The organism is Streptomyces sp. NPDC087300 (assembly GCF_044744425.1).
Classification (GTDB): Bacteria; Actinomycetota; Actinomycetes; order Streptomycetales; family Streptomycetaceae; genus Streptomyces.
The window spans coordinates 307,242-333,870 of record NZ_JBIUYI010000002.1; the positions used below are offsets into that span (position 1 = coordinate 307,242).

Annotated in this window: 25 protein-coding genes; 13 read left to right on the forward strand and 12 right to left on the reverse strand. The window is 70.5% G+C overall.

From position 1 onward, the window contains the following. Positions 1-25: 25 nt before the first annotated feature. Complete coding sequence (locus ACIO9J_RS07000; RefSeq protein ID WP_401993795.1) at positions 26-649, reverse strand: TetR/AcrR family transcriptional regulator; 624 nt, start codon at positions 647-649, stop codon at positions 26-28. Positions 650-723: 74 nt separating this feature from the next. Next, positions 724-1,440 carry a hemolysin III family protein gene (locus ACIO9J_RS07005; protein ID WP_401993798.1) on the reverse strand — a complete coding sequence of 239 codons (717 nt, stop codon included), beginning with the start codon at positions 1,438-1,440 and terminating at the stop codon, positions 724-726. Positions 1,441-1,687: 247 nt separating this feature from the next. Here ACIO9J_RS07005 and ACIO9J_RS07010 point away from each other — a divergent pair, with 247 nt between their 5' ends. Further along, entirely contained in the window at positions 1,688-3,550 is a 1,863-nt protein-coding gene (locus ACIO9J_RS07010) for a phosphoenolpyruvate carboxykinase (GTP) (protein ID WP_401993801.1), read from the forward strand. Positions 3,551-3,773: 223 nt separating this feature from the next. Next, positions 3,774-5,492, forward strand: a complete 1,719-nt coding sequence (locus tag ACIO9J_RS07015; protein ID WP_401993804.1) for an Ig-like domain repeat protein — start codon at positions 3,774-3,776, stop codon at positions 5,490-5,492. Between the two features lie 77 nt (positions 5,493-5,569). Here ACIO9J_RS07015 and ACIO9J_RS07020 read toward each other — a convergent pair whose 3' ends face one another. Continuing rightward, entirely contained in the window at positions 5,570-5,980 is a 411-nt protein-coding gene (locus tag ACIO9J_RS07020; protein WP_401993807.1) for a hypothetical protein, read from the reverse strand. A gap of 81 nt (positions 5,981-6,061) precedes the next feature. Continuing rightward, a complete protein-coding gene (locus tag ACIO9J_RS07025; RefSeq protein ID WP_401993810.1) occupies positions 6,062-7,273 on the reverse strand; it encodes a pyridoxal phosphate-dependent aminotransferase in 1,212 nt (403 codons plus the stop codon). Positions 7,274-7,526: 253 nt separating this feature from the next. Here ACIO9J_RS07025 and ACIO9J_RS07030 point away from each other — a divergent pair, with 253 nt between their 5' ends. From ACIO9J_RS07030 to ACIO9J_RS07040, 3 genes are all read left to right on the forward strand, one after another. Then, positions 7,527-8,378: a trypsin-like peptidase domain-containing protein gene (locus ACIO9J_RS07030; protein WP_401993813.1), complete on the forward strand. Its 852-nt coding sequence runs from the start codon at positions 7,527-7,529 to the stop codon at positions 8,376-8,378. Positions 8,379-8,527: 149 nt separating this feature from the next. Continuing rightward, positions 8,528-8,809: a MerR family transcriptional regulator gene (locus ACIO9J_RS07035; protein WP_401995869.1), complete on the forward strand. Its 282-nt coding sequence runs from the start codon at positions 8,528-8,530 to the stop codon at positions 8,807-8,809. 320 nt (positions 8,810-9,129) lie between these two features. Further along, positions 9,130-9,333 (forward strand): cold-shock protein, encoded by a 204-nt coding sequence (locus ACIO9J_RS07040; protein ID WP_030788646.1) that lies wholly within the window; start codon positions 9,130-9,132, stop codon positions 9,331-9,333. Between the two features lie 95 nt (positions 9,334-9,428). Here ACIO9J_RS07040 and ACIO9J_RS07045 read toward each other — a convergent pair whose 3' ends face one another. Beyond that, positions 9,429-10,019, reverse strand: coding sequence for a hypothetical protein (locus tag ACIO9J_RS07045; RefSeq protein ID WP_401993816.1), 591 nt, complete (start codon positions 10,017-10,019; stop codon positions 9,429-9,431). A gap of 110 nt (positions 10,020-10,129) precedes the next feature. Between ACIO9J_RS07045 and ACIO9J_RS07050 the strand changes: the two genes are divergently transcribed. Continuing rightward, positions 10,130-11,608, forward strand: coding sequence for a cellulase family glycosylhydrolase (locus ACIO9J_RS07050; RefSeq protein ID WP_401993817.1), 1,479 nt, complete (start codon positions 10,130-10,132; stop codon positions 11,606-11,608). A gap of 108 nt (positions 11,609-11,716) precedes the next feature. After that, on the forward strand, positions 11,717-12,577 hold the full coding sequence (locus tag ACIO9J_RS07055; protein WP_401995872.1) for a trypsin-like serine peptidase: 861 nt from the start codon (positions 11,717-11,719) through the stop codon (positions 12,575-12,577). A 12-nt stretch (positions 12,578-12,589) separates the two neighbouring features. Here ACIO9J_RS07055 and ACIO9J_RS07060 read toward each other — a convergent pair whose 3' ends face one another. After that, complete coding sequence (locus ACIO9J_RS07060; RefSeq protein ID WP_401993820.1) at positions 12,590-14,467, reverse strand: amidohydrolase family protein; 1,878 nt, start codon at positions 14,465-14,467, stop codon at positions 12,590-12,592. Between the two features lie 18 nt (positions 14,468-14,485). Further along, positions 14,486-15,793 carry an amino acid deaminase gene (locus tag ACIO9J_RS07065; RefSeq protein WP_401993823.1) on the reverse strand — a complete coding sequence of 436 codons (1,308 nt, stop codon included), beginning with the start codon at positions 15,791-15,793 and terminating at the stop codon, positions 14,486-14,488. A 129-nt stretch (positions 15,794-15,922) separates the two neighbouring features. Between ACIO9J_RS07065 and ACIO9J_RS07070 the strand changes: the two genes are divergently transcribed. From ACIO9J_RS07070 to ACIO9J_RS07085, 4 genes are all read left to right on the forward strand, one after another. Beyond that, the gene (locus ACIO9J_RS07070) at positions 15,923-16,993 is read left to right on the forward strand and encodes a sugar kinase (protein WP_401993826.1); all 1,071 of its coding nucleotides are present in this window, start codon (positions 15,923-15,925) and stop codon (positions 16,991-16,993) included. Further along, positions 16,990-17,790, forward strand: a complete 801-nt coding sequence (locus ACIO9J_RS07075; protein ID WP_401993829.1) for an IclR family transcriptional regulator — start codon at positions 16,990-16,992, stop codon at positions 17,788-17,790. Before ACIO9J_RS07070 ends, ACIO9J_RS07075 begins: the two co-directional genes overlap by 4 nt. Before the next feature lie 7 nt (positions 17,791-17,797). Beyond that, a complete protein-coding gene (locus ACIO9J_RS07080; RefSeq protein WP_383331629.1) occupies positions 17,798-18,208 on the forward strand; it encodes a RidA family protein in 411 nt (136 codons plus the stop codon). A gap of 112 nt (positions 18,209-18,320) precedes the next feature. Further along, a complete protein-coding gene (locus ACIO9J_RS07085) occupies positions 18,321-19,805 on the forward strand; it encodes a GntP family permease (protein ID WP_401993832.1) in 1,485 nt (494 codons plus the stop codon). Positions 19,806-19,879: 74 nt separating this feature from the next. Here the strand turns inward: ACIO9J_RS07085 and ACIO9J_RS07090 are convergent, their stop codons facing one another. From ACIO9J_RS07090 to ACIO9J_RS07100, 3 genes are read right to left on the reverse strand one after another with little or no spacing between them, the layout of a single operon-like run. Next, the gene (locus tag ACIO9J_RS07090) at positions 19,880-20,071 is read right to left on the reverse strand and encodes a hypothetical protein (RefSeq protein ID WP_401993835.1); all 192 of its coding nucleotides are present in this window, start codon (positions 20,069-20,071) and stop codon (positions 19,880-19,882) included. 20 nt (positions 20,072-20,091) lie between these two features. Then, complete coding sequence (locus tag ACIO9J_RS07095; RefSeq protein WP_401993838.1) at positions 20,092-20,283, reverse strand: hypothetical protein; 192 nt, start codon at positions 20,281-20,283, stop codon at positions 20,092-20,094. 10 nt (positions 20,284-20,293) lie between these two features. Continuing rightward, positions 20,294-21,145 (reverse strand): helix-turn-helix domain-containing protein, encoded by an 852-nt coding sequence (locus tag ACIO9J_RS07100; protein ID WP_401993841.1) that lies wholly within the window; start codon positions 21,143-21,145, stop codon positions 20,294-20,296. 271 nt (positions 21,146-21,416) lie between these two features. On the opposite strand from ACIO9J_RS07100, the gene ACIO9J_RS07105 reads away from it, so the two are divergent. Then, positions 21,417-21,926: an ATP-binding protein gene (locus ACIO9J_RS07105; RefSeq protein ID WP_401993844.1), complete on the forward strand. Its 510-nt coding sequence runs from the start codon at positions 21,417-21,419 to the stop codon at positions 21,924-21,926. Between the two features lie 54 nt (positions 21,927-21,980). On the opposite strand, the gene ACIO9J_RS07110 is transcribed toward ACIO9J_RS07105, so the two are convergent. Together ACIO9J_RS07110 and ACIO9J_RS07115 are read right to left on the reverse strand one after the other, a co-directional pair. Then, entirely contained in the window at positions 21,981-23,561 is a 1,581-nt protein-coding gene (locus ACIO9J_RS07110) for an alpha/beta hydrolase (RefSeq protein WP_401993847.1), read from the reverse strand. Positions 23,562-23,719: 158 nt separating this feature from the next. Next, positions 23,720-25,066, reverse strand: a complete 1,347-nt coding sequence (locus tag ACIO9J_RS07115; protein ID WP_401993850.1) for a M14 family metallopeptidase — start codon at positions 25,064-25,066, stop codon at positions 23,720-23,722. Between the two features lie 180 nt (positions 25,067-25,246). Between ACIO9J_RS07115 and ACIO9J_RS07120 the strand changes: the two genes are divergently transcribed. Continuing rightward, positions 25,247-26,584, forward strand: coding sequence for an Nramp family divalent metal transporter (locus ACIO9J_RS07120; RefSeq protein WP_401993853.1), 1,338 nt, complete (start codon positions 25,247-25,249; stop codon positions 26,582-26,584). The last annotated feature ends 45 nt before the right edge of the window (positions 26,585-26,629 follow it).

Consider the following 26,629-nt stretch of genomic DNA (forward strand, 5'->3'; position numbering starts at 1 on the left):
GGTTTTCGCGCGTTCCTCAGGGGCTCTACGGGCCGGCGAACCCGCTCGTCAGCATGGCGAAGGTGCGGTCCACGAGGGCGCTCAGATCGTCCTCGTGGTCGTGCTCGGCCCAGTACGCCGTGGTCTCGGTGAGCGCGCCGATCAGGCCCATGGAGAAGACCCGCACCTCCAGGTCGCCCGCGTCGCGGCCGGTGCGCTCGGCGATGACGCGGCACAGGACGGCGCCGGTGACCGACATGCTCTCCAGCATCCGGGAGCGCACGGCGGGCACCTCGGTCATCAGCTTGGTGCGCAGCCGGGTGACCTCGGGCTCCTCCGCGAGGCCGAGCGAGACGGCCCTGCGGAGCACGTGCCGCAGCGACTCCACGATCGGCTCGTCGGCGGGCCTGGCCCGCAGTTCGCTCTCCAGGAGCGGGTCGTACTCGTCGGTGAGGACGATGTCCTCCTTGGTGGGGAAGTAGCGGAGGACGGTGGAGGGGGAGACCTCCGCGGCCTCCGCGATCCGCTCGACCGTCGTCGCCTCGTACCCCTGTTCCCTGATCAGCCCGTAGGTCGCCGCGCGGATCGCCAGACGGGTCTTGAGCTTCTTGCGCTCGCGAAGGCCAGGACGGGGGGCGCTCGCGGGGGCGGGGGCGGATGCGGCGGTCATGACGTCATTGTCCCCGCGGGCAGGAAGAAAAGTGGCCGCGGCTGGTGAGCCGCGGCCACTGGAGAGGGGGCGCGTCAGCCGTGCTGGTACGCCACCAGGGAGATGCCTACGTAGTGCACGGCGAAGGCCGCGAGGGTCAGGGAGTGGAAGACCTCGTGGAAGCCGAAGAAGCGGGGCGAGGGGTTGGGGCGCTTGATGCCGTAGATCACGCCGCCCGCGCTGTAGAGCAGTCCGCCGACGACGACCAGGACGAGCACCGCGATGCCGCCGGTGCGCATGAAGTCCGGCAGGAAGAAGACCGCGGCCCAGCCCATCGCGATGTAGCACGGGGTGTAGAGCCAGCGCGGGGCGCCGACCCAGAAGACCCGGAAGGCGATGCCCGCGACGGCGGCGCCCCAGATGCCCCAGAGCAGCCACTGCCCCGTCGCGTCGGGGAGCAGCAGCATCGTCAGCGGGGTGTAGGTGCCCGCGATGATCAGGAAGATGTTGGAGTGGTCGAGTCTGCGCAGTACGCCGTCGGCCCGCGGGCCCCAGTTGCCCCGGTGGTAGAGCGCGCTCACGCCGAAGAGGAGACACGCGGTCAGGGCGAAGATGCCGCAGGCGATCCGGCCGCGGGTGGAATCCGCGAGCGCGGTGAGCACCAGGCCGGCGATCAGCACCGCCGGGAACATGCCGGCGTGCAGCCAGCCGCGCATCTTCGGCTTCGCGGGGAGCGGCAGGGGCAGTGCGGGTGAGGCGAGGGAACCGGCGCCCGTGGGCTCCGGGATCGCTTCGGGGACGGGGGCGGTCATGAGCGGCATCGTACCTACGGACCCGTAAGTCGGACATCAATCGCACCGAACCCTGACGTCCTCGTACAAGTGGCGATGCTCACGCCGCTCAGGTGTGAAGCCCTCTGGACAGATGCGCGGTTGCGTCGGATGATCAAATGAGTGCGGTCGGCACCGGATGAGCGCCAGAGGGAAATTCACGTGAAGCGTCCGGGTCGCGGCCCCCACGGGGCATACATCATCAAAAACCCCTCGATTAGGAGCAATCGTGGCGCGCGACATCGCGGCTCCCGTGTCCTTGGACACTGTCCCGACCAACCACCAGGAGCTGGCCTCCTGGGTGAACGAGATCGCCGAACTGACGCAGCCGGACAGGGTCGTCTGGTGTGACGGCTCAGAGGCCGAGTACGAGCGCCTGTGCGAGGAGCTCGTGGCGAAGGGCACGTTCAAGAAGCTCGACCCGATCAAGCGTCCGAACTCGTACTACGCGGCCTCCGACCCGACCGATGTCGCGCGCGTCGAGGACCGCACCTTCATCTGCTCCGCGAAGGAGGAGGACGCGGGCCCGACCAACCACTGGAAGGACCCCGCCGAGATGCGGGAGATCTTCGCCGGTCAGCAGGGCGTCTTCCGCGGCTCCATGCGCGGCCGCACGATGTACGTCGTGCCCTTCTGCATGGGCCCGGTCGGCTCCCCGCTCTCCGCCATCGGCGTCGAGATCACCGACTCCGCGTACGTCGCCGTCTCCATGCGCACCATGACCCGCATGGGGCAGCAGGTCCTCGACGAGCTCGGCGCGGACGGCTTCTTCGTGAAGGCCGTCCACACGCTCGGCGCCCCGCTGGCCGACGGCGAGGCCGACGTGCCGTGGCCCTGCAACTCCACGAAGTACATCTCGCACTTCCCCGAGGACCGCGAGATCTGGTCGTACGGCTCCGGGTACGGCGGCAACGCCCTGCTGGGCAAGAAGTGCTACGCGCTGCGCATCGCCTCCGTCATGGCGCGCGACGAGGGCTGGCTGGCCGAGCACATGCTCATCCTGAAGCTGACCCCGCCGCAGGGCGAGTCGAAGTACGTGGCCGCCGCGTTCCCGAGCGCCTGCGGCAAGACGAACCTCGCCATGCTGGAGCCCACGATCTCCGGCTGGACCGTGGAGACCATCGGCGACGACATCGCCTGGATGCGGTTCGGCGAGGACGGCCGCCTCTACGCGATCAACCCCGAGGCGGGCTTCTTCGGCGTGGCGCCCGGCACCGGCGAGCACACCAACGCCAACGCGATGAAGACGCTCTGGGGCAACTCCGTCTTCACGAACGTCGCGCTCACGGACGACGGCGACGTCTGGTGGGAGGGCATGACGGAGGAGACTCCCGCCCACCTCACCGACTGGAAGGGCAACGACTGGACCCCCGAGTCCGCCCGCGAAGCAAATGGATACCGTCCCGCCGCGCACCCGAACGCGCGCTTCACCACGCCCGCCTCGCAGTGCCCGATCATCGCGCCCGAGTGGGAGGACCCCAAGGGCGTGCCGATCTCGGCGATCCTCTTCGGCGGCCGCCGTGCCTCTGCCGTGCCGCTGGTGACCGAGTCCTTCGACTGGAACCACGGCGTCTTCCTCGGCGCGAACGTGGCGAGCGAGAAGACCGCCGCCGCCGAGGGCAAGGTCGGCGAGCTGCGCCGCGACCCGTTCGCCATGCTGCCGTTCTGCGGCTACAACATGGGCGACTACATGGGGCACTGGGTCAATGTCGGTAAGGCCGCCGTGTCCAAGGGGGACCAGGCCAAGCTGCCCAAGATCTACTACGTCAACTGGTTCCGGAAGAACGCCGACGGCAAGTTCGTCTGGCCCGGATTCGGTGAGAACTCGCGCGTCCTGAAGTGGATCGTGGACCGCCTGGACGGCAGGGCCGAGGGCGTCGAGACGCCGATCGGCATCCTGCCGACGGTCGACTCGCTGGACACGGACGGCCTCGAACTGGCCCAGGACGACCTGGAGTTCCTGCTCACGGTCGACAAGGAGGTCTGGCGCGACGAGGCCTCGCTGGTGCCCGAGCACCTCAACACCTTCGGCGACCACACGCCCGCGGAGCTGTGGGACGAGTACCGCGCCCTGGTGAAGCGTCTCGGCTGACGCCCCACCTTCCGGACGGGCCCCGCACAACGGCGTGCGGGGCCCGTCCGCGCGTGCGGGGCCCGTCCGCGTCCGCCGGGCGGCCCCGCCGCGACGCGCGCACAACTTGAACGCCTTGCCTTCACATCCCCCTCACATGCTTCAATGAGCCGCACGGGGCCCGACGATCACCACGGGCCGTCAAAAATGCCTGTGGGGGGCCAAGTTGAAGAATTCTCAGGGGTTGAGACGTGTCACGGGTGCCGCGCTCGCGGTGGTGCTCGGCTCGGCGGGTCTGGTCGCGGTCGGCACGCCCGCCGCGTACGCCGCCACTCCCTCCGACGAGGTGGCCAAGCTGCCGATCTCGTCGTTCGGCGCGCTGGTCGTCGACTCCGCGCACGAGCGCGTCTACGTCACCGACGGGAGCAAGGGGAGCGGGGCCAGCCAGGTCCTCGTCTACAACTTCCAGGGGCAGCGGGTGGGCTCGCTCCCCACCGACAAGGCCGTCTCCGGCATGGCGCTCAGCGCGGACGGCGCGACGCTGCACGTGTCGCAGTCGAACCGGATCCTGACCTTCGACACGGAGACGCAGGCCAGGACCGGCGCCAAGTACACGTCGTACGACGTGTACTGCGGCCGTGAGATGGCCCTGGCGGGCGGCAAGACGTGGTTCACCGAGACGGCGTACACCGACTCGTACTGCGACAGGACCGACAACACCACGACGCTCAACCAGGCCGCCGACCCCTCTCCGGTCAGCACCGGCTGGAGCACCCAGGGGCGGATGCGCCTGGAAGCGGGCCCCGAGGCCCCGGACCGGCTCGTGATGGGCCAGGCGGCCGCGGACCCGGCCGCCAACCCGTTCCTGACCACGTTCGACGCGAGCGGCGACACCCTGGTGCGCGGCCCCCAGCGGCGCTTCGCGGACGCCGCGGGCAAGGGCGCGCTCGACCTGAAGGACATCGCGCAGAGCACCGACGGCAAGCGGATCGCCGTCGCCGACGCGGCGTACGGCACCCGGCTGCTCGACGCCGGGGACCTGTCGGACGCCCCGCGGGGCTACCAGCCGCTCCCCCAGGGCGCGAAGGCCACCGCGGTGGCCTTCAGCGGCGACGGCAAGTACGTGGCGCGGGGCGCCGCGGCCACCGGCAGCACCGCCGATCTGCTGATCCAGCCGGCCGACCCGGCGGACGGCACCGAGCCGCTGGAGTTCGCCTTCGAGAGCGAGCTCGACGGCGCGCGGGTCGTGCCGCAGGGGCTCGGCTGGTCCAAGGACGGCGCGCGGCTCTTCGCCGTGACGTCCAGCGGCTACCAGCACTGGCTGCACGTCATCAAGCCGCCGGCCGCGCAGTACGACTCGCGCTTCACCGGCACGCTCGGCACCACGCCCGCCAAGCCGGTGGTCGGTGAGCCGCTCGGCATCCGCGGCAGGCTGGAGCTGACCGGGCCCGCGGCCGCCGAGCCCGCCAAGGTCGTCGCGGTCCGCAAGGACGCCGAAGGGACGCAGGAGGTGGCGGCCGCCAAGGTCGCGGCCGACGGCAGCTTCACCGTCCTGGACGTGCCCGACCGGCTCGGCGAGGCGACGTACACGCTGCGCTTCCTCGGCGACGTCACGCACCGGCCCGCCGAGGACGTCACGGTCACCGTCGACGTCGCCAAGGCGCCCACGTCGGTCGAGCTGACGGCGCCCGCGGAGGCGACCCGCACGGGCGGTGTGGAGATCACCGGCAAGCTGACCGGACAGGGCCGCGCGCTGCCGTCCGGGATCGGTCTGAAGGTGACCCGCACGGACCGGTTCGGGACGACGGGCGAGCTGACGTCGGCGTCGGTCGCGGCCGACGGCACGTTCCGGATCAAGGACCTGCCGAACAAGCGCGGCAAGACGGTCTACGAGGTGGGCTACGCGGGCGACGAGCTGCACACGGCGGCGTCGGCGCGGGCCACGGTCAAGATCACCGGCTAGGGGGGCGGGTACCCCCAGCCGTCACCCTCGCTGGTGGCACCCGGTCCGCGGCCTCCCCGGCCGCGGACCGGGGCCGTTCAGGAGGCGCCGACCAGGCGCGTGGCGTCCGCGTGGACGTCCATGCGCTCGGCGGCCAGGATCGCGGCCGCGGTGTCGGCGCGCGATGCCGCGACGACCAGGGCGCGGCCCGCGAGGGCGTGCGCGCGCTGGTGCAGGGCGGCCACATGGGGCTCGTGGATGGCGGCGGCGACGGACGAGCGCGGCGGCAGCACGCCGTGCCGGAGCCGGGCGACCTGGTGCGCGATGCGCTCGGCCGCGGTGTCGAGTTCGCCGGACGGGGCGAGGGCGCGCAGCTCGTCGGTGACGGCGAGCAGCGCCGCGAGGTGCCCGGCGAGCTGGATGTCCAGCTCCTCCTCGCGGGAGCGGTGCGGGAAGACCGCGTCGTCGGCCATCGAGTGGACCGACTTGGTGCGGATCGGCTCGTACATGGGATGGCCTCCAAGCGGTTTCTTGAAAGCCATCCTAGCTTAGATTCTGTCTAAAGTTGAGCCGGACCCGTGGAAGGCCCCTCACGGCTGGCTGTAGCCGTCCAGGAAGTGGCCGATCCGGGTGACCGCCTCCGCGAGGTCCGTCGCGGTCGGCAGGGTCACGACCCGGAAGTGATCGGGCTCGGGCCAGTTGAAGCCGGTGCCGTGCACCACCATGATCTTCTCGGCCCGCAGCAGGTCGAGGACCATCTGCCGGTCGTCCTTGATCTTGAAGACCTTCGGGTCGAGCCGCGGGAAGAGGTAGAGCGACCCCTTCGGCTTCACACAGCTCACGCCGGGGATCTGGGTGAGCAGGTCGTACGCCGTGTCGCGCTGCTCCAGGAGGCGGCCGCCGGGCAGCACCAGATCGTTGATCGTCTGGCGTCCGCTCAGCGCCGCGACGACGCCGTGCTGGCCCGGCATGTTCGCGCACAGGCGCATGTTGGCGAGGATCGTCAGGCCCTCGATGTACGAGGAGGCGTGCGCCTTCGGGCCCGAGATCGCCACCCAGCCCACCCGGTACCCCGCGACCCGGTACGCCTTCGACATGCCGTTGAAGGTGAGGGTCAGCAGGTCGGGGGCGACGGCGGCGGTCGGCGTGTGCGTCGCGCCGTCGTAGAGGATCTTGTCGTAGATCTCGTCCGAGCAGACCAGGAGGTTGTGCCGGCGGGCGATGTCGGTGAGGCCGCGCAGCATGTCCTCGCCGTAGACGGCGCCGGTCGGGTTGTTCGGGTTGATGATCACCAGGGCCTTGGTGCGGTCGGTGATCTTGCGCTCGATGTCGGCGAGGTCCGGCATCCAGTCCGCCTGCTCGTCGCAGCGGTAGTGCACCGCGGTGCCGCCGGAGAGGGAGACCGCGGCCGTCCACAGGGGGTAGTCGGGGGCCGGGACGAGCACCTCGTCGCCGTCGTCGAGCAGGCCCTGCATGGCCATCACGATGAGCTCGGACACGCCGTTGCCGATGAAGACGTGTTCGACGTCGGTCTCGATGCCGAGGGTCTGGTTGTGCATGACCACCGCGCGGCGGGCCGCGAGCAGGCCCTTCGCGTCGCCGTAGCCGTGCGCGTCGCCCACGTTGCGGAGGATGTCCTCCAGGATCTCGGGCGGGCACTCGAAACCGAAGGCGGCGGGGTTGCCGGTGTTGAGCTTGAGGATGCGGTGGCCCGCGGCCTCCAGGCGCATCGCCTCCTCTAGGACCGGGCCCCGGATCTCGTAGCAGACGTTGGCGAGCTTGGTGGACTGGATGACCTGCATGTCCGCGAGGGTAGCCGTCCGGCCGGGGCGGGGCGGGCCTTTTCCCGGCCGGTGATCCCCGGGCGCGGGCCCCGCGCGGCGGAGCACGGGAAGCCCCCGCACCCCTCGCGGACCGCTCCCGAAGGCAAATCTGTTCTGTCAGCGGTCAGTTGTGTCCGTATGCGGTCTTGTCCTCGGGCCCCGGGGCCTCAACAATGCGCATGACAAAACCGAAGTCACTTCGGTCACACAGTTACTCAGAGGGGACCCCCACATGAAGAAGCCTCTCGTCGGTGCGTGCTTCGCCGCCCTCCTGATCGGAGCGACGGCGGCGCCCGCGACGGCAGTGAGCAACGAGGCACCCGCGAAGCCGAGAGCCAAGGCCGTCAACTTCGCGGGAACGGTCGCGCTCAGCAACTGTTCCGGCTCCGTCGTCCGCGTGCCCGACTCGAAGCCCGGCGACCCCGCGCTCGTCCTGTCCAACGGCCACTGCCTGGAGAGCGGCTTCCCCGGTCCCGGTGAGGTCCTCGTCGACCGGCCGTCGTCCAGGAGCTTCACGCTGCTCAATGCCTCGGGCGGCAACGCGGGCACGGTCAAGGCGAGCAAGATCGCGTACGGCACGATGACCGACACCGACATCTCGCTCTACCAACTCACCAGCACCTACACCCAGATCGAGAGCAAGTACGGGATCAAGGCGCTCGAACTGAACTCCGCGCGCCCCGAGCAGGGCCGGGCGATCACCGTCGCGTCCGGCTACTGGAAGAAGCTGTACAAGTGCAACGTGGACGGCTTCTCGTACCGCCTCAAGGAGGGGAACTGGACCTGGAAGGACTCGGTCCGCTACACCCCCGCCTGCCAGACGATCGGCGGCACCTCGGGCTCCCCGGTGATCGACGACCAGACCGGCAAGGTCGTCGCCGTCAACAACACCGGCAACGAGAGCGGTGAGCGGTGCACGGACAACAACCCGTGCGAGGTCGACGAGAACGGGAAGGTCACGGTCCGCAAGGGCATCAACTACGCGCAGCAGACCTACTGGATCGTGCCGTGCGTCGCGCCCGGCAACAAGATCGACCTGAGCCGTTCGGGCTGTGAGCTGCCGAAGCCCTCGGCCGTGAAGTAGTCACCGGCGGGCGCCCGCGCCCCTGCGAAGGCCGCGCAAAGCTGTCACGGCCGAAGCAGACATGCGCGGGCGCCGTTGGTAGCGTTCCACCGGTGAAGCCCACGCACGGCCCCGACCGGCTCGATGACGACGACTACCCCGCCTACACGATGGGCCGGGCCGCCGAGATGATCGGTGCCACCCCCGGCTTCCTGCGGGCGGTCGGCGAGGCCCGGCTGATCACGCCGCTGCGCTCCGAGGGCGGCCACCGCCGCTACTCCCGCTACCAGCTGCGCATCGCCGCGCGCGCCCGGGAACTCGTCGACCAGGGCACACCCGTCGAGGCGGCCTGCCGCATCGTCATCCTGGAGGACCAGCTGGAGGAGGCGCTGCGCGTCAACGAGGAGCTGCGCGGCGGGGACGGCGCCGGAGCCGGGACGCGGGCCGGGTGAATATCTGGTCCGGCAAATAGAGAATTTCGCACGATGCGCGATGAGGGTTATTCGCGTACGGCGGTTCGGTGACAGTTCGGGCGCAGTTCCGGGCAACAGTTCCAAACAGGAAATCCGGCGCCGACGAGAGTGCCGTGCTACTGTCGATATCAGTTGCAGTTGTGGTTCCCAGAGACTTCAGGTGCTCCGGTCGGCGATCCGTGCCGACGGGGCACTTTGTTTTTCCGGCCGTTTTCGGACGGCTGGACGGGGCAATCATCGCGGCGACGTGGAGTCCGCACAGTGTGGGCTCCCGGGCACTGCCCCGAAGGAGATATGACATGGCTACTGGCACCGTGAAGTGGTTCAACGCGGAAAAGGGCTTCGGCTTCATCGAGCAGGAGGGTGGCGGCGCCGACGTCTTCGCCCACTACTCCAACATCGCCACCCAGGGCTTCCGCGAGCTCCAGGAAGGCCAGAAGGTGACCTTCGACGTGACGCAGGGCCAGAAGGGCCCGCAGGCCGAGAACATCGTTCCCGCCTGACGCTCACGCGTACTTCGTAGCTGGGGCCCGCACTTCGGTGCGGGCCCCAGCTCGTTGCGTTTCGGGGGTTTCAATTCACGCGCCCGAATTGTTTTTCATTTATTCTCCGCGGGTTCCGTTTGCGCGCGGGATGCCGCATCCGTCGTTTCCGGGGTGAATTCCCGGGCGCCCGCCCGGCCCGTGCAGGCCGCCGCGACGCCCGGCAGCCAGCCGAGGGCCAGGCCCCATAGCGCACCGGCCAGCGCCCCGGCCAGTACGAGACCAGGCCAGCCCCAGAGGCCCGCCTCGACCATCCGGGCGGCGACCAGGCCCCGCCAGACGCCCGCGGCGGCCGCGCCCGCGATCAGCGCCGTCCAGCCCGCGAGCAGCCTGCGTCCCCCGCCGGACGCGGGGCGCAGCCGCAGATGACGGCGCATCCGCGCGGCGGCCACGGCGATCAGGAGCAGGGCCGCGAAGTTCTCGCAGAGCTGCCAGGACCAGTCCGTCGCGCCCAGCGGGGTCGCGCGCAGGCCCGGCAGGGCGAAGGGCACGCCCAGCGCGCTCGGCGCCACCGAGAGGCCCGCCCGCGCGGTGAACGCGGTCAGCAGGGTCGCGCTGCCGTGCAGCAGTACGAGCAGCAGGCAGACGCAGGCCACCACGGCCGTGCCGTCCGCCCGTGCCCGCAGTGCGTCGATCGTCGTCCGCATGGCGCGTCACTGTAGGGCGCGCGGGCCGCGGCCGACAGGGGTCCGGCCGGGGAAAGTGAACAATGCTCAGGTCTGTTGCGGCGGGGTCCCCGCGATCTACCATCCGGGCCATGAAGTCCCCCTGGGCGATGAAGTCCCTCCGGGCCGTGAAGTCCCGTGGGGCGGCGCGTACTTGGGCCGTCGGCGGCCTCGTGCTGGCCGTCGCGGCCGCGCTGCTCGTCGCGGTCGGCCCCGAGGGCGCGGGCGCCGGCCGCGCCGACACCGCGAGCGGCCACCGGTGGATCACCGACCGGCAGGGCAGGGCCCTGGTCCTGCGCGGCCTGTCCACGGCGAGCAGCGCCAAGCAGGCGGCCGACGGCATGCCGTGGATCGAGGAGAAGGACGTCGCGCGCGAGCGGCGCGACCTCGGCACGAACTTCGTCCGCTTCCTCGTCCAGTGGCGCAACATCGAGCCCGCCCCGGGGGACTACGACAGGACGTATCTCGAACGGGTCGCCGAGCGCGTGCGCTGGTACGGCGAGCGGGGCTATCACGTGCTGCTCGACCTGCACCAGGACGTGTACGGGCCCGCGGTCGGCGGCAACGGCGCACCGCCGTGGGCCACCGAGACCGACGGGCTGCCCGCCGCCCCCACCGACCCCTGGGAACTCGGCTACGCCGAACCCGGGACCGTCCGCGCCTTCGACCGTTTCTGGGGGACGGTCGAAGGCGGCGGGCGCGATCTGCGCGGGCACTACGTGGGCGCGCTGCGCGAGCTGGCCCGGTACTTCGCCGACGACGACACCGTCATCGGCTACGACCTGATGAACGAGCCCTGGGGCGGCAGCGTGCAGGGTCCCGCGTTCGAGTCGGGGCCGCTCGCCCGGCTCTACCAGGACGGCATCGACGCGGTCCGCGCCGTCGACCGCGACCACTGGATCTTCGTCGAACCCTCCGCCATCGGCGCCAACTGGGGCTTCGCCACCGGCCTGCCGCGGCTGACCGACCCGCGCGGCGACGGCGAAGCGGCCAGGATCGCGTACGCGCCCCACCTCTATCCCCTCCCCATGGACCTCGGCGGCGGCTACACCTCAGACACCAAGGGGCAGGTCGACGCGTCGCTGCGGTCCTGGCGCGAGCAGACCGAGAAGGCCGCGCGGCGGCTCGGGGCGCCCGTGCTCATCGGGGAGTTCGGGCTGGACGTGGGGCTGCCCGGCGCAATGGAGTACGTCGAAAAGGTGCAGCGGACCGCCGACGAGATGGGGGCGGGCATCGCCTACTGGTCCAACGACCCCGGTTCCTGGGCCCCTTGGGACGCGAAGCTGCGGCCGACCGCGCTGCTGCCCGTGCTCGACCGGCCCTATCCCCGGGCCGTCGCGGGCGATCCCGTCGGCTACCGGTGGGACGCGGCGGACAAGGCGCTCACCGTGCGCTGGCGGGGCAAGGCCGGGGTGCGCGGCGGCACGGAGGTGTATCTGCCCGCGCGGCACTTCCCCGACGGCGGGCGCGTGACGGGCGCGGAGCAGGGCTCCTGGGACCCCGAGTCCCGGATCCTCACGCTCGGTTCGGGACCCGGTGAGCACGCCGTCCGCATCACGCCGCGGGGGTGAAAGGGAAGAGTTCCGACCTCTTGTCCGTCCGCAACAGGGACCCCAAGAATGCCCGTGACAACCGCACGATCGGCGTACGTCACAAGGGGGGCTCCACAGATGGGAAAGATGGGCAAGGCGCTCACGGGCGGACTGCTCGCGCTCGCACTGGCCGGCGCGGGGGCGGCACCGGCCTTCGCGGGGAACACCCAGCCGGCCGGGAAGACACCGGCGAAGAAGGCCAAGGCGGTCGACTTCGCGGGGACGGTGGCGCTCAGCAACTGCTCGGGCTCCGTCGTCCGAAGCCCCAAGTCGAAACCGGGCGACCCGGCGCTCGTCCTGACCAACGGCCACTGCATCGAGTCCGGTTTCCCCGGTCCCGGTGAGGTGGTCGTCGACCAGCCGTCCACCCGCACCTTCAAGCTGCTCGACGCCAAGGCGGGCGAGGTCGCCACGCTCACCGCGTCCAAGGTGTCGTACGCGACGATGACGGACACCGACATCACGATCTACCAACTGACCAGCAGCTACCGGGACATCACCAAGAAGTACGGCATCAAGCCGCTGGAGCTCGCGGACAGCCACCCGGTGAAGGGGCGTGCCATCACGGTCGTCTCCGGCTACTGGAAGAAGACCTACAGCTGCGACATCGACGGCTTCGCCTACCGGCTCAAGGAGGGCGACTGGACCTGGAAGGACTCGGTCCGCTACACCCCGGCCTGCCAGACCATCGGCGGCACGTCGGGTTCGCCCGTCATCGACCACAAGACCGGCAAGGTCACCGCGATCAACAACACGGGGAACGAGGACGGCGAGAAGTGCACGTTCAACAACCCCTGTGAGGTCGACCGCAAGGGCAAGGTGACCGTGCGCAAGGGCATCAACTACGCGCAGGAGACGTACGGGATCGTGCCGTGCGTCGGCAAGGCGAGCCGGATCGACCTCGACCGGCCGGGCTGCAAGCTGCCCCGGCCGGCCGCACAGCGGTAACGAGCGGGTCCGTCAGGGGGTCCGGCGTACGGAGCGTCCCGCGATGACGTCCGTGCGTCGGCCGTCCCGCATCACGAACCTGCCGTCGATCAGGACGTGCGGGATGCCGGTCGGCAGCGTGCGGGGGGCCTCGAAGGTGGACCCCGCCGCGACCGTCTCCGGGTCGAAGAGGACCAGGTCGGCGCGGTAGCCCTCGCGGACCGTGCCCCGGTCGGCCAGGCGCAGCCGGGCGGCCGGGCGCGAGGTGAGGTGCGCGACGGTCTCCTCCAGGGTGAGGACGCCCAACTCCCGTGCGTAGCGCCCCAGATACTGCGGGAACGTGCCGTACGCGCGCGGGTGCGGCTTGAAGCCCTGGAGGATGCCGTCGCTGCCGCCGGTGTGCACCCGGTGGCGCATGATCGCCTGGACGTTCTCCTCGTGGCCCACGTGCTGGAGGATCGTGGAGCCCAGCTTGTCGTTGATGAGGAGACGGCGCGCGGTGACCCACGGCTCCTCGCCGCGCTGGGCGGCGGACTGCGCGATCGTCTTGCCGACGCAGGAGGCCAGGCCCGGGTCGCTCACCCCGGAGATCTCGATGGTGTCCCACTCGATGGGCACGCCGTGGCAGCCGTCGGCGCCGATGACCTCCATGTGGTGGCGGATCTTCTCGGCGGTCCCGTCGTCCTGGAGCCGCGTGAGGATCGCGTCGGGACCGCCCTCGCTCGCCCAGCTGGGCAGCATCGCGACCAGCGTCGTACAGCCCGGCGTGTAGGGGTACGTGTCCAGGGTGATGTCGGCGCCCTTGGCGAGCGCGTCGTCCAGGAGCGCCAGCAGGTCGGGCGCCTTCCCCTTGTTCACGCCGAAGTTCATGGTGGCGTGGGCGAGGTGGAGGGGGCAGTGCGCGGTACGGGTGAGCTGCACCATCTCCTCGTACGCCTGGAGGGCGCCGGCGCCGTAGCTGCGGTGGTGGGGGCAGTAGTAGCCGCCGAACCGGGCCACCACCTTGCACAGCTCGGTGAGTTCGGAGTCGTCGGCGTACATGCCGGGCGTGTACGTCAGGCCCGACGACATGCCGACGGCGCCCTCCCGCATCCCCTCGGCGACGAGCTGCTTCATGCGGTCCAGCTCGGCGGGGGTCGCCGGGCGGTCGTCCCAGCCCATCGCGTGCATGCGGACGGTGCCCTGCGGGATCAGGTACGCGGCGTTCACCGCGATGCCGTGGCCGCCGTGGGCGTTGTCGAGCGCGTCCAGATAGCCGCCGACCGTACGCCACGAGAAGTCGATGTCGCTGCCGTCGCCGTTCCAGCCGGTGATGGCCTGGCGGACCTGGGCCAGGGTGCGGTCGTCCACGGGGGCGTAGCTCAGACCGTCCTGGCCGATGACCTCCAGGGTGACGCCCTGGGCGGCCTTCGCGCTGTGCGCGGGGTCTCTGAGCAGGGCGAGGTCGCTGTGCGCGTGCATGTCGATGAATCCGGGCGCCAGCGCCAGGCCCTCGGCGTCCAGGTTGCTCTGCCCCGTGGGGCGGGGGCCCGCGCTCCCCTCCTTGTGGATGGTGCTGATTCTGCCCTCGTGTATGCCGACGTCGGCGCGGTAGGAGGCACCTCCGGTGCCGTCTATGACGCGTGCGTCCCGGATCACCAGGTCCATGGTGGTGCCTTTCCTCTGCGTTCGGCTTTGGCTGTGTCTGCGGCTGCTCTGTGGTGCACCCGGCCTCCGGCCGGGTCTGTCGCTCCCACCCGCACCACCCGTGCGGGTTTCGTTGCCGGGTGCGGGTGGCCCTGGCGGTGGGGGCTTCGGGTCCCTACGTTCAGGGCCCGGCGCGGAGAAACGGGTGGGCGGGTGGGAAGGATCCGGCGCGGAGCGGCGGTTTAGGCCCCTACGCAGGGGAACCGGTGCGGACAAGCCACCCACCCGCCCAAGACCCCCCGGTCAGAAGTACGTGCGGATGTAGTCGACGACCGTCCCATCCCCCTCCACCAGGGGGATCAACTGCCACTTGTCGAACGCCGTGCACGGGTGCGAGAGGCCCATGCCGATCCAGTCGCCCACGGCGAGTTCCGCCTCGGGCGTCGTACGGACCCAGCCGTGCTGGTCGGAGAGGCCGGTGACCGTGACGCCGGTCGCGGGGGACTCCACCCCACCCCGCCGTACGACCTGCGCCTCCGGCAGATCGAGGTCGTACGCCGCGTCCCGCTTGCCCGCGTTGGTGAACGCCTGCTCGGCGGAGGGCCGCGAGACCACCTGGGCCCAGAGCCGGAAGGCGGGCTCAAGGGCGCCTTCCTCGGGCACCCGGTTGAACGGCGTGAGGTGCCGGTAGTGGCCGTCGTCGTGCGAGACGTACGCGCCCGAGCGCAGCAACTTCAGTACGGGCAGGGACAGTTCGGGGATCTCCGCGAACACGTCGGCGACCGCGTCGAACCACGCGCTGCCGCCCGCGCTGACCACGACCTCCGGCAGATCGGCGAACCGCCCCGCCTTGTCGAACTCGACGAGCAGCGCGACGAGCCGGCGCAGCCACGCGGTGACCGTCCCGGTCGACGCGTCGGGGACCTCGCCCTCGTACCCGGCGATGCCCACCAGGCGCAGCGTGTCCGAGCCCGCGACGGCGTTGGCGATCTCGAAGCACTCGGCCTCGGTGCGCGCACCGGTCCGCGCCCCGTCGCCCGCGGCCAGTTCGACCACGACGTCGACCGGACGGGTGGCGCCCGCCTCGCTGAGCGCGGCGTGCATGAGGTCGGCTCCGCGTACGGAATCGACGTAGCAGATGAAGCGGAAGCCGGGGTCGGCGGCGAGTTCACCGGCCAGCCAGCGCAGCGCCGCCGCGTCGACGAGTTCGTTGGCGAGGAAGATGTTCGGGACGCCGAACGCCCGTGCCACGCGCACCTGGTGGGGGACCGCGAGGGTGATGCCCCAGGCGCCGCGGTCCAGTTGGCGACGGAAGAGCTGGGGGGCCATGGACGTCTTGCCGTGCGGGGCGAAGGCGAGGCCGTGCCGCTCGGCGTACGTCTCCATGAGCGCGAGGTTGTGTTCGAGGCGCTCGGCGGAGAGTGCGAGGACCGGGGTGGTGAAGCCGTCGGTGAAGAGGTTCCTGCGCTGGGCCGCGAGCTCGCCGACGGTGAGTCCCTCCGCGTCCGGCGGCAGTCCCTTGAAGCGGTGGTCCACCCGCTCGTCGGCGAGCCGGGCGAGCCGGTCGTCCGGTGACTCGGCGGGACGGACGACGGCGTTGTCGGCGGCCATGGGCGCCTCCTCCAGGAGTGCGTTGCATCATCTGCAACGGTCATTGCGTATGTCGCTTACTGCTGTCTAACATCCGAGCCAACGCCGGGTCAACGGATCCGGAGAGTCGGTTGAGGGGCTGAAGAGATCGTGACCGCACAGGCAGCCGCAGGAGCGGCCGCACCCGCAGCAGTGGACGTCGTGGCGCTCGGTGAGTCCATGGTCACGTTCCTGCCCGCGCGGCCCGGACGCCTCGCCGACGTGCCGTCCTTCGGCCGCGGGATCGGCGGCGCCGAGTCCAACGTGGCCTGCGCGCTCGCCGCCGCGGGGCACACCGCCCGCTGGGTCAGCCGGGTCGGCACCGACGGCTTCGGCGACCACCTCGTCGAGACGATCGGCCGCTACGGGGTCGACACCTCCGCCGTCGGCCGCGACCCGCACCGGCCCACCGGCATCTACTTCCGCACCGCCGACGACCGCGACACCGACGCCCACGAGGTCGTCTACTACCGCGCGGGCTCCGCCGCCTCCGCCATGTCGCCGGGCTCCGTGGACGCGGACGCGCTCACCTCGGGCCGCATCCTGCACCTGTCGGGCATCACGCCCGCGCTCTCCGCCGACTGCCTCCAGCTCGTACGCCACCTGTGCGCCCGGCGCGAGGACCGCCGCCCGCTCGTCTCCTTCGACGTCAACCACCGGCCCGGCCTGTGGAAGGGCGCGGCGGCGGGCCCGGACGTCCTGCTCGACCTCGCCCGCGGCGCCGACCTGGTCTTCGTCGGCGAGGACGAGGCCGCCGCGGCCTGGGGCGTCACCGGCGGCCCCGAGGCCATCCGCGCCGCCCTGCCCGAGCCCGCCACCCTCGTCGTCAAGCAGGGCAGCAGCGGCGCCACCGTCTTCGAGCACGGCGCGGAGCCCGTCTTCAAGGCCGCCCTGCGCGTCGACGTCGTCGCACCGGTCGGCGCGGGCGACGCCTTCGCCGCCGGTTTCCTCTCCGCCACCCTGCGCGGCCTGACCGCCGCGCAGCGCCTGCGGCACGGCCACCTGATGGCCGCCGCCGCCCTCACCGTCCCCGGTGACCTCGCCACACCCCCTGCCCGCGCACACGCCGACCGCCTCGCCGCCCTGGACGACGCCGCCTGGGGGACACTGCGTCTCGGCCCCGGCTGGACGGCGCACGTCCCGGAGGACACCGAGGCCGAGGAGGAGGTACGTACCCCATGAGCCAGACCGTCGACCGCGCGCTCTCGATCCTTCCGCTGCTCGCCGAGGGCCCCGCCGACCTGGGCCAGGTCGCCGACCGGCTCGGCGTCCACAAGTCCACGGCGCTCCGACTCCTTCGCACCCTCCTGGAACACGGCCTGGTCTTCCGCCAGTCCGACCAGCGCTACCGCCTCGGCGCGCGCCTCTTCGCGCTCGCCCAGGAGGCCGTCGAGAACCTCGACGTACGCGAGATCGCCCACCCCCACCTCCTCGCGCTCAACGAGAAGTGCGGCCACACGGTCCACCTCGCCGTGTACGAGGAGCAGGAGGTCGTCTACATCGACAAGGTCGAGAGCCGCTACCCGGTGCGGATGTACTCCCGCATCGGCAAGCCGGTGGCGATCACCGTCGCCGCCGTCGCCAAGCTGCTGCTCGCCGACTTCCCGGAGGCCGAGCGCCGCGCCATCGCGGAGAAGCTCGACTACCCCACCTACACGTCCCGTTCCACACCCAACGCCCCCGCCTTCCTGCGGGAGCTGGACAAGGTGCGCGAACAGGGCTGGGCCACCGACCTCGGTGGCCACGAGGAGTCCATCAACTGCATCGGGGCCCCCATCCGCGGTGCGGACGGGCGTGTCGTCGCCGCGATGTCGGTCTCCGCGCCGAACGTGGTCGTCACGGCCGAGGAACTCCTCACCCTGCTCCCGCTGGTGCGCCGCTCGGCGGACGCCATCAGCAGGGAGTACTCCGGCGCCGTCCCCGAGGCGAAGGCCGAGGCGACAGCCGATCCGAAAACCACCCCTCTCAAGGAAGCCTGATCAGCGAATGACCGAGAAGACCGCCCTCACCCCGGCCACCCACACCACCCCGCCCGCGAAGTTCTCCCACGGCGTGAAGAAGGGCAACATCCTTCAGGTCGCCGGCCAGGTCGGCTTCCTGCCCGCCGAGGAGGGCAAGGCCCCCACCCCCGCGGGCCCGACCCTGCGCGAGCAGACCCTCCAGACCTTCGCCAACGTCAAGGCGATCCTCGAAGAGGGCGGCGCGACCTGGGACGACGTGATGATGATGCGCGTCTACCTCACGGACGTGGACCACTTCGCGGAGATGAACGAGATCTACAACGCCTACTTCGAGGAGCAGGGCCTGAAGGCCCCCGCCTCCGCCCGCACCACCGTCTACGTGGGCCTGCCCAAGGGCCTGCTCATCGAGATCGACGCGCTCGCCGTCCTCGGCTGAGCCGCATCCACCACCAGCAAGCCGTTCGTCGTCACGGCGCGGCGCCTCTCCGCAGGGCGCCGCGCCGCGATCCCCCCTGCTCCGAAAGCCCCATGCACTTACGAGGTCAAAGATGTCCCCGTCCCCCTTCACCGCGCTCGCGGCCGCCCCCGAGGCGCCATCGCACACCGGCGGAATCCTCACCCTGATCGACGGCACGGCGGGTCTCCTGACCGTCGCCGCGCTCGGCATCGTGCTCCTGCTCTTCCTGATCATCAAGATCAGGCTGCAGCCCTTCGTGGCGCTGCTCGCGGTCTCCATAGTCGTCGGCCTCTCGGCCGGCCTCTCCGTCACCGAACTCTTCGGCACGGTCCAGAAGTCCGACGCCGTCTCGGTGATCGAATCGGGCATGGGCGGCATCCTCGGCCATGTGGCGATCATCATCGGCCTCGGCACGATGCTCGGCGCGATCCTGGAGGTCTCCGGTGGCGCCGAGGTACTGGCCTCCCGCCTGCTCGGCCTCTTCGGTGAGAAGCGCGCGCCCCTGGCCATGGGCCTGACGGGTCTGATCTTCGGTGTCCCCGTCTTCTTCGACGTCGGCATCTTCGTCCTCGCGCCGATCGTCTACGCCGCCGCCAAGCGCTCCGGCAAGTCGATCCTCCTCTACTGCCTCCCCCTGCTCGCGGGTCTCTCCATGACCCACGCGTTCCTGCCCCCGCACCCCGGGCCCGTGGCCGCGGCGGGACTGCTGAAGGTGGACCTCGGCTGGGTCATCCTCATGGGCATCGTCTGCGGCATCCCCGCGGTGCTCGCCGCCTGGGCCTTCTCCGCGTGGATCGGCAAGCGCATCTTCGTGCCCGTGCCGCAGGACATGGTCGAGGCGGCCGACGAGGCGAAGGCCGCGGTCATCGCCGAGCAGCGCGCGGCGGGCGTCCAGCCCAGCGAGAAGCCGGTGCCGCTCGGCGTCGTCTTCACCATCATCGGTACGCCGCTGCTCCTGATCCTGCTCGCCACCTTCTCCTCGATCGCCTTCGACCCCTCCACCTTCCGGTCGGTCATCGAGTTCTTCGGCAGCCCCTTCGTCGCCCTGACGATCGCCCTGCTGATGGCGTACTACCTGCTGGGCATCCGGCGCGGCTGGTCCCGCAAGTCCCTGGAGACGGTGTCCACCTCGTCCCTGAAGCCGGTCGGCAACATCCTCCTGGTGGTCGGCGCGGGCGGCATCTTCGGCGCGGTCCTCAAGGCCAGCGGCGTCGCCACGGCCATCTCGGACACCTTCCAGGACGTCGGCCTGCCGATCATCGTCCTCGCCTACCTGCTCTCCCTGATCCTGCGCGTCGCCCAGGGCTCGGCGACGGTGGCGATCGTCACCACGGCGGGCATCGTGGCCCCCCTCCTCTCCGAGGGCGACTACTCGCAGGCGTTCGTGGCCCTGGTCATCATGGCGATCTCGGCGGGCTCGATCTTCGCCTCGCACGTGAACGACGGCGGCTTCTGGATGGTCGCGAAGTACTTCGGCATCTCGGAGCGGGACACGCTGAAGACGTGGACGGTCCTGGAGTCGGTGCTGTCGGTGGCCGGGTTCGCGGTGGCGGGTGTGGTCAGCCTGTTCGTGTGACGGCTCTCGCCCTCGTACGCCGACGGGGCACCTGGCAGCGCTTGCCGGGTGCCCCGTCTCGTCTGTGCGCGACCCTAGAGGAGGTGGTCTGCTTTGCCTGCTTTGATGTCTCGGATGAGGGTGCGGAGGGCTTCGCGGGTGTCGGTGAGGGGGTTCTCTTCTTGACCGGCTACGGCGATGTAGGCGTTGCCGGTGGCGTCGGTGCCTATGCGGAAGCAGCTGGCGCCCTCGCCGCAGAAGGGGTCTTCCCACGTGATCTCGGGCATGGTGTCGCTCCTGGAGATCGCTAGAGGAGGTGGTCTGCTTTGCCTGCTTTGATGTCTCGGATGAGGGTGCGGAGGGCTTCGCGGGTGTCGGTGAGGGGGTTCTCTTCTTGACCGGCGATGGCGATGTAGGCGTTGCCGGTGGCGTCGGTGCCTATGCGGAAGCAGTTGTTGCCTTCGCCGCAGAAGGGGTCTTCCCAGTTGATGCCGGTCACGGTGTCGCTCCTAGAGGTCACGGGCGATGGTGCGGATGAGGTCACGCGAGGCTGTGGGCGACAGTGCCGCGTGGTCCATCCAGGCCAAGTGGGCACGGTACTTGGTGAGCTGCGCCTCGGCGTGAGTGAACTCCGGCCCGTGTGCGGAGTCCAGTTGAACGGTGTCGAGTTGTGGCACGGCCCCGTCCGCGTACAGCAGCGCGTGCCCGGCTCCAGGGAATCCGCCCACGCTGGTGGGGATGACGCGCACCTCGATCGTTGCGTGCTCGGATTGCTTGCTCAGGTGGTCGAGTTGCTGCCGGGTCGCCTCGGTGCCGCCGAAGGGCATACGCAGAGCCGCTTCGTGGACGTAGGCAATGTAGGGAAGGGGGTCGGCCCGCTCGAAGACCCGCTGGCGCTCCATGCGATGTGCCACGCGTAGCTCGACTTCGAGGCGGGTCAAGGGAGGTAGCACGGCGGCGAAGATCGCTCGGGCATACTCCTCGGTCTGGAGCAGCCCGGGCACATGGACGACCTGGGCGGTACGTACGCGCGTGGCGCACCACTCCAGCTCGGCGATGTCCAGGAGCCCGGACGAGAGCGTGCCTCGGTGTCTCTCCCACCAGCCGCGAGCCTTGCTGTCGGCCATGGATACGAGAGCCTCAACGTAACTCTCGTCCGCGCAGGCGTAGTTGCAGGCGAGGGTGCGGACACGCTCACCGGAGAAGTGGCGAACTCCCGACTCCATGTTGGACAGCCTCGTCCGGTCGATCCCGAGGAGTCCTGCGGCGTACTCCGTCGTACGGCCCGCGGCTAGACGCATCTTGCGCAGCTCGGCCCCGAGGCGCTTCTGCCGTTCCGTCGGTGTTGTTCTGGTCGCCATGCCGCCCCTTCTTTTGCCGTGGTGGCCCAGTCTGCCTGTGCGGGGCACCGCCGTCCATCTCGTTAGGGGTAATTACCCCTTAGTTATATGGACACTGTTGCCCCAGCTCTACTACCTTAAGTAACGCACAAGCTACACACGGCAGTTGGCAGTGCATCGCGCGAGCCTGCCCGCAACCTCCTCCCCTGGGAGGGGCGCGGCCCGCGTCAGGGAGACGAGCCACCGACGGCCGAGGTCAGGACAACACCCGCTCGCTCCGAAGGAGTTCCGCATGTCCACACCCGTAGGGCAAGCAACCGTGACGATCTGCCCCACCCGGAGTGACCACTCCGCCCCCACCCCCGAAACCCTCGCGTACAGCCTCACCCTGCCCTCCACCCTCACGTCCCCGGCGATCGCCCGCGCAGCGACCCGCACCGTGCTCGCCGCGCACGGGCTTGCCGTACTGGTCGACCCGGCGACGCAGCTCGTGGGTGAACTGGCCGCGACCGCCTGTCAGTTCAGCACCACGGCCGAGATCTACCTCTCCCTCCGCTTCCGTGAAGGAACCCTCCGCGTCATCGTCTACGACAGTCACCCCAGCCACACGCACCCGCGACTCGCCGCCGCCTGTGACGCCCGTCGCCGCGCGGCGCTGCGACTGCTCGCGTGCGTGGCGCGGGCCTGCGAGGGGGACTGGGGATTCGGGGAGGCGCGGGAACCGGGCGGAGGGACGCGGATGTGGGCGACGGTGCCGTACGCCGGGGGAGCGACGTACGGGGCGGCGGCGCCACTGGGGTGACGCGGAAACGGGGCACCCGGCGGCGTGCTTGCCGGGTGCCCCGCGTGTAGCGCCCTAGCCGGACCTCCGGGAGCAGGTCCGGTCGGAAGCGGGCAGCTTGCCGGTGGCCAGGTAGCGGTTGACCTGGTTGTCGACGCAGGCGTTCTCGTAGAGGCCGTAGACCGCGTGCCGGTTGGCACCCTTGACGGTGATCAGCTTGGAGCTCGGCAGCAGGCCGTGCAGGGCGACGGCGCCCTTGTGCGGGGTGCGCGGGTCGCCGGTGGCGGACACGATCAGGGTCTTGGCGTCGCGCTTGACCTGGGTCGGCCGCTCCTGGGGCCGGTCCCAGAAGGCGCACGGGCCGATGTTGTTGTTCACCGCGGCGAAGCGCGGGAACGCGGCGCGGCCGCGCTGGATGTCCCGCCAGTAGACCTCGGGGTCGCGCGGGGCGGCCTTGTCCCCGCAGATGACCGCGGTCTGCGCACTGCCCATGGTCGACTGCTCGCCGGTCGTCGCGAGCCGCAGGAGCCCGGCGAACTGCGGTGAGAGCGTGGTCGGTTGACCGGCCGCGGCCTTGTTCAGCACGGACAGCTGCTCGCCGAGGGACGCCCGCGAGGCGTCGGTGTCGCTGTCGAGCCCGGCGAGCAGGACGAACGGGACCTGGCTGTCGTCGAGCCGGAAGGTGTCCGGGCCGGCGCCGACGGTCAGCGGGCCGCGCGCGGACTTCTTGATGACGCGGTCGATGGTGGCGAGGACCTGGGCGCGGCTGCGTCCGAGGCCGTAGGTGTCGTCCCGCCGGGCCGCCCAGGCGGCCCAGTCGGCGAGCGCCCGCTCGTTCTCGCCGACGGCCTCCTTCAGCAGCCGGGGGCCGAACTCGCGCGGGTCGATGGCGCCGTCCAGGACCATGCGGTCGGTGCGGCCGGGGAACATCTGGGTGTAGACGGTGCCGAGGTAAGTGCCGTACGAGTAGCCGAAGTAGGAGATCTTGCGCTCGCCGAGCGCGCCGCGGATGACGTCCATGTCGCGGGCCGTGTTGCGGGTGCTCACGTGCGGCAGCACGTCGGCGTTGGTGGCGCGGCACTTGGCGGCCAGGTCCTTCTGCAGGTCGACCTGGCGCTCGAAGCCCGCCCGGCCGAGACCGGCCGAGAAGAGCGTCGTGCCGACGTTCCAGCCGCAGTCCAGCGGGGTGCTGCGGCCGACGAAGCGCGGGTCGAAGCCCACGATGTCGTACCGCGGACCCGTCTTCTTCATCCACGCGTGGAACTCCGGCGGTGACTGGACGGCGCCGTTGCCGGGGCCGCCGTTGTTGAGCAGCATCGAACCGATGCGGTGGCGGGTGTCGGTGGCCTTGAGCCGGGATATCGCGACGGTGATCGTACGGCCCCGGGGCTCGGAGTAGTCGAGCGGCACGGTGACGTCCGCGCACCGCACGCCCGCCTCGTCCAAGTCGCGGCCCATGGCGTCGTCAGGCCCCTTGACGCAACTGCCCCAGCCAAGGCGCTGGTCGTAGTAACGGTCGAGCCCGGCAGCGGACTTGGACGCGGTGGTGGGCTTCGGCGCGGCGGCGGTCGCGGTCGTGGCGGTCGCGGCCGTCGCGGCGGGCGCGGCGCCGAGGCAGGTGGCGAGGACGAGGCCGACGTTCCGTATATGTCTCATACCGTCAGACGCTAAGCGGAACACCAGCCCCCGCTCACTACGGCTGTCTCCCCGGCTTTCGTTGGGGGCTGCCCCCGCCCGTCGTCCACTGGACCCGGCCGAAGGCGCGCCGCGGCCCCGGACCCCTGCGTGGGCCCGGGGCCGCTCCGCCGCGAGCGTCAACTCGTGCAGTACTGCTGCTCCTTCCCGATCGACCGGTACATGCAGTCCGAGTTCTCCAGGAGTTGGAGGACCGCGTCCCGGTTCCTGGCCGTCTCCCGCTCGATGACCTCGTCGGGCGGGTAGAAGCCGCCGCCGCCACCTCCGGACGACGGGTACATCTCGAAGGTGTAGCTGAAGATCTTCTGGTTGCCCCACAGCCAGTCGTCGATCGAGCCGTCCGTGATGTAGAGGTCACTGGACTGCTCGGGCGTGTAGCCGTTGCTCGCGGCCATCTTCCTGCCGACCGCGGCGTGTGCGTCGCGGTCGTCCTGGGTGAGGCCGGGGGCCGTGTCGCTGTACGTGTAGCCGTACGGCCACAGGACCAGCTCGCTGTAGGTGTGGAAGTCGATGGCGGCCTTGATCTGCTGCTTGCCGCCGACGACCCGGCTGCGTACGAAGTCCGCGACCACCTTCACCTCGGGGGCCGACTCGCCGCTCTTGCCGCGGTAGGTCTCGGAGCCCGTGGAGCCCGAAGAGCCGCCGCAGCAGCCCCACTTGAAGTTCCAGTTGCGGTTCAGGTCGGTGCCGACGTTGGAGGAACCGCTGTTGGGCTGCCGGTTCTTGCGCCAGCTGCGGTAGGAGCCGGTGGCGATGTCGTACTCGCCGCCGTCCGGGTTCATGTCGGGCACGATCCAGATCTCGCGGGAGTCCACCATCTTCTTGATGCGCGCGTCGGAGGCGTAGCCCGCGCCGAGTTCGCGCAGGAGGTACAGCGCCATCTCGACGGTCAGGTGCTCGCGGGCGTGCTGGTGGTGGGTGAAGAGGACTTCCGGCTCGGCCTCGTCGGTGGCGGCGTTGTCGCTGACCTTGATGGCGACGATGTCCCTGCCGGAGTACGACTTGCCGATGACCTTCTTCGTCATCAGGCCCGGGTAGGCCGCGATGCGCTGGTCGATCTCCGCGTTCATCTCGGCGTAGTTGTGGTACCTGGCGTCGGCGGGCGGGAAGTCCTTGACCTTCACGCCCGGTCCGGCGCCGCGCTTCGGGGGGCCTGCCAGGGCCGTGAGCGAGTAGCCCGACTCCCGTAGCTTGGCGGCCTCTTGTCCGTCGGCGGAGACGACGACCGCGCGGGCGTCGATCTCGTCGATGGCGACGCCGGTGCGGGCGAGCGCGGTGCGGGCCGCGCGGTCGTCGCGGAGCGGGATCTCGTACTGGCGTATCTCGTCGTCGTCCGTGGCGGCGGCCTTCCGGGGGGCCTGGCCGGCCTGGCCCGGTGAGGCGTTGGCGGTGATGGGGGCCGCCACGGCGAGTGCGAGAAGTGCCGCTAGCGCGGCGGATCTTCTGCCGCGTATCCGAAGTCGCATGAAGTCTCCTCGGGGGTGGGGGTGGGTTCAGTGCGACGCGTGCGGTGCGGGCCCATCGTGGAGGTGTGGCATGCTCCGGTCAATGCTGTCTTTGGCCAAACCGTCACGCACCGCGCTGACCGGCACGGCGGCCCGCACCAACCCCTTGTGCACCAGCTGTCTTTGCGGTTTCTTGATCGCATGGCTGAAACCACGGGTGGCGGGACCGGAACGGGTGAAGGCACGGGCGAAGGCGTCGTCCGGCTCCGCAAGGCGAGCTGGAAGTACGTCGGCCCGGGCATCGTCGTCGCGGCGACCGGCGTCGGCGCCGGCGACCTGGTCGCGACGCTCATCGCGGGCAGCAAGTTCGGCTACACCCTGATGTGGGCCGCGATCATCGGCTGTCTGGTGAAGATCTCCCTCGCCGAGGCGACGGGCCGCTGGCATCTGGCCACCGGGCGCACCCTCTTCGAGGGCTGGCGCAGCCTCGGGCAGTGGACGACCTACTACTTCGCCATCTACGTGGTCATCTGGGGCTTCGTGTACGGCGCGACGGCCATGTCGTCCAGCGCCCTGCCGCTCGTCGCGCTCTTCCCCGACGGGCCGAGCCTGAAGACCTGGGCGATCCTGTGCGGACTGCTCGGCCTCGCCTTCGTCTGGTTCAACCGGTACGCCGTCTTCGAGAAGGTCATGACGGTCGTCATCGGCATGAAGTTCCTGATCGTGGTGTACGTCGCGATCCGTGTCGCCCCCGACCTCGGCAACGCCTTCGCGGGCCTCGCGCCGGTCCTCCCCGACGGTTCGCTCCTGTACACGCTCGGACTGATCGGCGGCGTCGGCGGCACCATCACCATGGCCGCGTACGGGTACTGGGTGAACTCCAAGGGCTGGACCGACATCAGCTGGCTCAAGGTGATGCGGCTCGACAACCGCGTCGCGTACATCACCACCGGCGTCTTCGTCGTCGCCATGATGATCATCGGCGCCGAGCTCCTGCACTCCACGAACGTCGCCCTCACCTCCGGCGACCGGGGCCTCATCGACCTCGGCAAGGTCCTGGAGGACAAGTTCGGCGCGGTCACCGCCAACCTCTTCCTGATCGGCTTCTTCGCCACGTCCTTCGGCGCGCTGATGGGCGTGTGGCACGGCGTGAGCCTGATGTTCGCCGACTTCGTGGAGCGCATCCAGCGTGAGCGCGGCGGCCCGGCCGGTGCCGAAGAAAAGGCGGAGGGCATGGTCGCGGAGGTCGCCGCGGGCAAGCGCGAGAAGTCGGTGCCCTTCCGGGCCTATCTGCTCTGGCTGACGTTCCCGCCGATGGGTCTGCTCTTCCTCGACCAGCCGTTCGGCCTGGTCATCGCCTACGGCGTACTCGGCGCGTTCTTCATGCCCTTCCTCGCCCTGACCCTGCTCTGGCTCCTCAACACCTCGCGCACGCCCAAGGAGTGGCGCAACGGCATCCTGAGCAACGTGATGCTCGCGGGCGCCGGACTGCTCTTCCTCGTCCTGTGCGTGCAGCAGGTGCGCGACCTGCCCTGGTGACGCGCGCAGCGCCGCCGGGGGAGCGGCGGCGCTGCGGTCCTTGAG

Excerpts from the sequence above, each read along its gene's own strand:
- ACIO9J_RS07000 (WP_401993795.1), bottom strand. The coding sequence starts at position 649 with ATGACCGCCGCATCCGCCCCCGCCCCCGCGAGCGCCCCCCGTCCTGGC.
- ACIO9J_RS07005 (WP_401993798.1), bottom strand. The coding sequence starts at position 1,440 with ATGACCGCCCCCGTCCCCGAAGCGATCCCGGAGCCCACGGGCGCCGGT.
- ACIO9J_RS07020 (WP_401993807.1), bottom strand. The coding sequence starts at position 5,980 with ATGTACGAGCCGATCCGCACCAAGTCGGTCCACTCGATGGCCGACGAC.
- ACIO9J_RS07025 (WP_401993810.1), bottom strand. The coding sequence starts at position 7,273 with ATGCAGGTCATCCAGTCCACCAAGCTCGCCAACGTCTGCTACGAGATC.
- ACIO9J_RS07030 (WP_401993813.1), top strand. The coding sequence starts at position 7,527 with ATGAAGAAGCCTCTCGTCGGTGCGTGCTTCGCCGCCCTCCTGATCGGA.
- ACIO9J_RS07035 (WP_401995869.1), top strand. The coding sequence starts at position 8,528 with ATGGGCCGGGCCGCCGAGATGATCGGTGCCACCCCCGGCTTCCTGCGG.
- ACIO9J_RS07040 (WP_030788646.1), top strand. The coding sequence starts at position 9,130 with ATGGCTACTGGCACCGTGAAGTGGTTCAACGCGGAAAAGGGCTTCGGC.
- ACIO9J_RS07045 (WP_401993816.1), bottom strand. The coding sequence starts at position 10,019 with ATGCGGACGACGATCGACGCACTGCGGGCACGGGCGGACGGCACGGCC.
- ACIO9J_RS07050 (WP_401993817.1), top strand. The coding sequence starts at position 10,130 with ATGAAGTCCCCCTGGGCGATGAAGTCCCTCCGGGCCGTGAAGTCCCGT.
- ACIO9J_RS07055 (WP_401995872.1), top strand. The coding sequence starts at position 11,717 with ATGGGCAAGGCGCTCACGGGCGGACTGCTCGCGCTCGCACTGGCCGGC.
- ACIO9J_RS07065 (WP_401993823.1), bottom strand. The coding sequence starts at position 15,793 with ATGGCCGCCGACAACGCCGTCGTCCGTCCCGCCGAGTCACCGGACGAC.
- ACIO9J_RS07075 (WP_401993829.1), top strand. The coding sequence starts at position 16,990 with ATGAGCCAGACCGTCGACCGCGCGCTCTCGATCCTTCCGCTGCTCGCC.
- ACIO9J_RS07080 (WP_383331629.1), top strand. The coding sequence starts at position 17,798 with ATGACCGAGAAGACCGCCCTCACCCCGGCCACCCACACCACCCCGCCC.
- ACIO9J_RS07085 (WP_401993832.1), top strand. The coding sequence starts at position 18,321 with ATGTCCCCGTCCCCCTTCACCGCGCTCGCGGCCGCCCCCGAGGCGCCA.
- ACIO9J_RS07090 (WP_401993835.1), bottom strand. The coding sequence starts at position 20,071 with ATGCCCGAGATCACGTGGGAAGACCCCTTCTGCGGCGAGGGCGCCAGC.
- ACIO9J_RS07100 (WP_401993841.1), bottom strand. The coding sequence starts at position 21,145 with ATGGCGACCAGAACAACACCGACGGAACGGCAGAAGCGCCTCGGGGCC.
- ACIO9J_RS07105 (WP_401993844.1), top strand. The coding sequence starts at position 21,417 with ATGTCCACACCCGTAGGGCAAGCAACCGTGACGATCTGCCCCACCCGG.
- ACIO9J_RS07110 (WP_401993847.1), bottom strand. The coding sequence starts at position 23,561 with ATGAGACATATACGGAACGTCGGCCTCGTCCTCGCCACCTGCCTCGGC.
- ACIO9J_RS07115 (WP_401993850.1), bottom strand. The coding sequence starts at position 25,066 with ATGCGACTTCGGATACGCGGCAGAAGATCCGCCGCGCTAGCGGCACTT.
- ACIO9J_RS07120 (WP_401993853.1), top strand. The coding sequence starts at position 25,247 with ATGGCTGAAACCACGGGTGGCGGGACCGGAACGGGTGAAGGCACGGGC.